At 69.2% G+C, this 4,357-nt stretch carries 2 protein-coding genes and 2 pseudogenes; 2 read left to right on the top strand and 2 right to left on the bottom strand.

Features of this window, described 5'->3' with window-relative positions:
- A pseudogene (locus HUV01_RS12765) lies at positions 1-573 on the bottom strand (hypothetical protein); the annotation flags it as partial.
- Between the two features lie 269 nt (positions 574-842).
- Complete coding sequence (typA, locus tag HUV01_RS12760; protein ID WP_174298609.1) at positions 843-2,684, bottom strand: translational GTPase TypA; 1,842 nt, start codon at positions 2,682-2,684, stop codon at positions 843-845.
- Between the two features lie 188 nt (positions 2,685-2,872).
- On the opposite strand from typA, the gene HUV01_RS12755 reads away from it, so the two are divergent.
- Positions 2,873-4,081, top strand: coding sequence for a toxic anion resistance protein (locus HUV01_RS12755; RefSeq protein ID WP_174298608.1), 1,209 nt, complete (start codon positions 2,873-2,875; stop codon positions 4,079-4,081).
- A pseudogene (locus tag HUV01_RS12750) lies at positions 4,078-4,357 on the top strand (hypothetical protein); the annotation flags it as partial. The gene HUV01_RS12755 and the pseudogene HUV01_RS12750, both read left to right, overlap by 4 nt.

Raw genomic sequence — 4,357 nt, 5'->3', positions numbered from 1 at the left:
CGCCGCCGCCGCATCGCGCGCCGCCGCGCCGTTGCCGCCCGCGCGCCCCGATATCGTGGTGCGGACGGCCGTGGTCGATACCTCCGCCGACGCCCCGGCGTTCCCGGCATCGACCGCGCTCGCGCTCGCGCGGGTGGAGAAACAGTCGATCGTGCTGCGCTGGCCCTGCGCGTCCTGGCCATAGTGGCGCAGGCAGAACATCAGCAGCGCGTCGTTGCGCTTGCGCCTGAAGCCCATCAGCTTGCCGGCGGCGAACACGGGCACCAGCTGGCCCTCGATCGCGCGCTCGAACGCGATGTCCTTCAGCCGCGCGACGCCGCAATCGAGCGCGGCCTCCCAGGCGCGGCGGAAGCTGTCCGCGCCGGACGCGCGCCGCAGCGTGTAGCAGTTGGTCTGCGCCATGTTGACCATCGCCGCCGCGCGGCCGACGCTGCCGGTATCCGCCAGCGCCGCGATGAACGCGCGCTGCCGCTCCGGCGTCCACCCGTCGTGCCGGTGCTTCAGCCGCGGCACGGGCGTGAAATCGGGGACGCCGGCGCGCTCCTCGCGCGGCACGGGGGTACGGTTGCGCATGATGGCCTTCCCTTGCTGGTGCTAACCGACCAGCGTGTATGGGAAGACGGGGCTTGTAGGACAGCGTTTTGTACCGGATGGGTAAATCCACCCGGCATCCCGAACCGTCCGGGATTCGGCGCGGCGCGGACCCCGGATCAGGTCGGTGGTCCCGCTCCGACGAACGGCGAGCCGTCGCCCCTCGTCCCAAGGGCGCGGGCACCGGACAGGTCCGGGGTGACGGAGACCGGCTCCGCCACCCGCCGGCCGGTCTCCGCCGCGGCGGCGCGCTATGCGGCTTCCCTGCTCCGCGACGCGCGCTTGCGCTCGTTGGGATCGAGGTGACGCTTGCGCAGGCGGATCGACTTGGGCGTCACCTCCACCATCTCGTCGTCGTCGATATAGGCGATCGCCTGTTCCAGCGTCGCGCGTTTCGGGGGCGTGAGGCGGACCTGGTCGTCCTTGCCGCCGCTGGCGCGGAAGTTGGTCAGCGCCTTGGTCTTCATCGGATTGACCTCGAGGTCGTCGGGCTTCGCGTTCTCGCCGACGATCATGCCTTCGTACAGCACCTCGCCATGCGTCACGAACAGGATGCCGCGCTCCTCCAGCGGGCCGAGCGCATAGCTGTTCGCCTCGCCCGCGCCGTTGGAGATCAGGACGCCGTTCTTGCGGCCCTCGATCGTGCCCTTGAAGGGGCCGTACCGCTCGAACAGCCGGTTCATGATGCCGGTGCCGCGCGTGTCGGACAGGAACTCGCCGTGATAGCCGATCATCCCGCGCGCGGGCGCGGAGAAGGTGATGCGCGTCTTGCCGCCGGTCGACGGGCGCATGTCGGTCATCTCGGCCTTGCGGATGTTCATCTTCTCGACGACCGTGCCCGAATATTCGTCGTCGACGTCGATGATGACCGTCTCGTACGGCTCGGTGCGCTTGCCCGCGTCATCCTCGCCGAACAGCACGCGCGGGCGGCTGATCCCCAGCTCGAAGCCCTCGCGGCGCATCGTCTCGATCAGCACGCCGAGCTGCAGCTCGCCGCGCCCGGCGACCTCGTAGCTGTCGCGGTCGGCGGCCTCCGTTACCTTGATCGCGACGTTCGACTCGGCCTCGCGGAACAGGCGGTCGCGGATCATGCGCGACGTGACCTTGGTGCCCTCGCGCCCCGCCATCGGCGAATCGTTGACGGCGAAGCGCATCGACAGCGTCGGCGGATCGATCGGCTGCGCGTGCAGCGGCTCGGTGACGGCGGGGTCGGCGATGGTGTTGGCGACGGTCGCGGCGGTCAGGCCGGCGATCGAGATGATGTCGCCCGCGTTCGCCTCGTCCACCGGCACCCGCTCCAGCCCGCGGAAGGCGAGGATCTTGGACGCGCGGCCGGTCTCCACCACCGCGCCCTCGGGGCTGAGCGCCACGATCGGCATGTTGGTCCTGACCGAGCCCGAGAAGACGAGCCCCGTCAGGATGCGGCCAAGGAAGTTGTCGCGGTCGAGCAGCGTCACCAGGAACTTGAACGGGCCGTCGGGATCGGCGGACGGCGGCGGCACGTGCGCGACGATCTTGTCGAACAGCGGCGCCAGCGTCCCCTCGCGCGCCGCCGGGTCGGCGCCGGCATAGCCGTTGCGGCCCGAAGCGAAGAGGACGGGGAAGTCGAGCTGCTCGTCCGTCGCGTCCAGAGACACGAACAGGTCGAACACCTCGTCCAGCACCTCCTGCGTGCGCTCGTCGGGGCGGTCGATCTTGTTGACGACGACGATGGGCTTGAGGCCCAGCGCCAGCGCCTTGCCGGTGACGAACTTCGTCTGCGGCATCGCGCCTTCCGACGAGTCGACCAGCAGGATCACGCCGTCGACCATCGACAGGATGCGCTCCACCTCGCCGCCGAAGTCGGCGTGGCCGGGGGTGTCGACGATGTTGATGCGCGTCGTCTCGCCGTCCGCGGGGCTGGTCCACTCGACGGAGGTGCACTTGGCGAGGATGGTGATCCCCCGCTCCTTCTCCAGATCGTTGGAGTCCATCGCGCGCTCCTCGATGCGCTGGTTGTCGCGATAGGTGCCGGACTGACGGAAGAGCTGGTCGACGAGCGTCGTTTTACCGTGATCGACGTGCGCGATGATGGCGACGTTGCGGAGGCGCATGGGATTTCCTGGGGTTTTGCGGGATCGTTGCGCCGGCCCATAGCCGAAATGCTGCGATGCCGAAAGCCGCTGTTCGTTCGGCGATCGTAGGGGCAGCCGGGCCGCCGGCCCGCTTGCGGCCCCTATCGCGTGTGCTACATCGGCGAGACACGTTCCACCGTCAGCCAGCCGTTCCATCAGGAGGCCCGATGCCAGCGACCGACATGCTCAGCCCGGAGAAGGAGCTGGTCCTCACGCCCCCCGATCCGGTGCCGGTGGTCCAGGCCGCCAAGGCCGCCGGGCTGGTGCCGGTCGACGCGGGGACGAAGTCGAAGCTCGACGAGCGGGTCGAGGCGTTCGTGACCGACCTCGTGGCGCAGGACGTCAACTCGCCGGAGTTCGGCAAGCGCGTCGACGCGATCACCGCGATGGGCGCCAAGGAGATCCGCGACGCCGCCGGCCAGTCGAACCGCTTCCTCGATCGACCGGTCAAGGCGATGGACAAGGAGGGCGGGGTCGGCGCGGACCTGGCGCAGCTGCGCCGCACGATCGAGGACCTAGATCCCGGCAGGCGCGGCAATCTGACCGCGCCGCAGAAGCTGTTCGGGATCATCCCGTTCGGCAACAGGATGCGCAACTATTTCGACACCTACAAATCCTCGCAGACGCATATCTCGTCCATCCTCAAGAGCCTGTCGTCCGGCAAGGACGAGCTGCTGATGGACAACGCCGCGATCGACACGGAACGCGCGAACCTGTGGGCGTCGATGGGCCGGCTGGAGCAGATGATCCACCTGTCGCGCGCGATGGATGCCGCGCTGGAGGACAAGGCGGGTGAGCTCGACGCGACCGATCCCGCCAAGGCCAAGGCGATCCGCGAGACCGCGCTATTCTACGCCCGCCAGCGCACGCAGGACCTGCTGACGCAGATGGCGGTGACGGTGCAGGGTTATCTGGCGCTCGACCTCGTCAAGAAGAACAACGTCGAGCTGGTGAAGGGCGTCGACCGCGCGTCGACCACCACCGTCGCCGCGCTGCGCACCGCCGTCACGGTCGCTCAGGCGCTGACCAACCAGCGGCTGGTGCTCGAGCAGATCACCGGGCTCAACACGACGACGGCGAACATCATCGATTCGACGGGCAAGCTGCTGAAGGACAACACCGCGCGCATCCACGAACAGGCGGCGGGCTCGACCATCCCGATCGAGACGCTGCAGCGCGCGTTCCAGAACATCTACGACACGATGGACGCGATCGACAGCTTCAAGCTGAAGGCGCTCGACTCGATGAAGACCACCGTCGACACACTGGGCAACGAGGTGGAGAAGTCGCGCGGCTACATCGCGCGCGCGGAAGGGGCGAGCCAGAACCGGGTCGCGGGCGGATCGCCCGATCAGTTCCGGCTCGAATCGGTGTGACCGACACGCCCGACGAGGTGATGGCGAGTTCGCGCGCGCTGCTCGACCGCCGGGACGCGGAGAGCGCTGGCCTGCCGATAGCGGGGTACGACCCCGCCGCCCGCGCGCGGCTGACGCGGCGGATCGCGCGGCGGCTGACGCGGATCGCGATCGCCGATACGGTCGTGCTGGTGCTGGCGCTGGTGGTCGGCCTGATCGTGCCGCTGGGCCTGTTCGGCGCGCTCGCCGTCTTCCTGGCGCTGGCGGCGGCGACCGCGCTGTTCGCGGTGTGGCCGG

This window comes from Sphingomonas bacterium (genome assembly GCF_903643035.1).
Classification (GTDB): domain Bacteria; phylum Pseudomonadota; class Alphaproteobacteria; order Sphingomonadales; family Sphingomonadaceae; genus Sphingomonas.
This window is presented reverse-complemented; position numbering and strand designations above follow the sequence as displayed.

Excerpts from the sequence above, each read along its gene's own strand:
- HUV01_RS12755 (WP_174298608.1), top strand. The coding sequence starts at position 2,873 with ATGCCAGCGACCGACATGCTCAGCCCGGAGAAGGAGCTGGTCCTCACG.
- typA (WP_174298609.1), bottom strand. The coding sequence starts at position 2,684 with ATGCGCCTCCGCAACGTCGCCATCATCGCGCACGTCGATCACGGTAAA.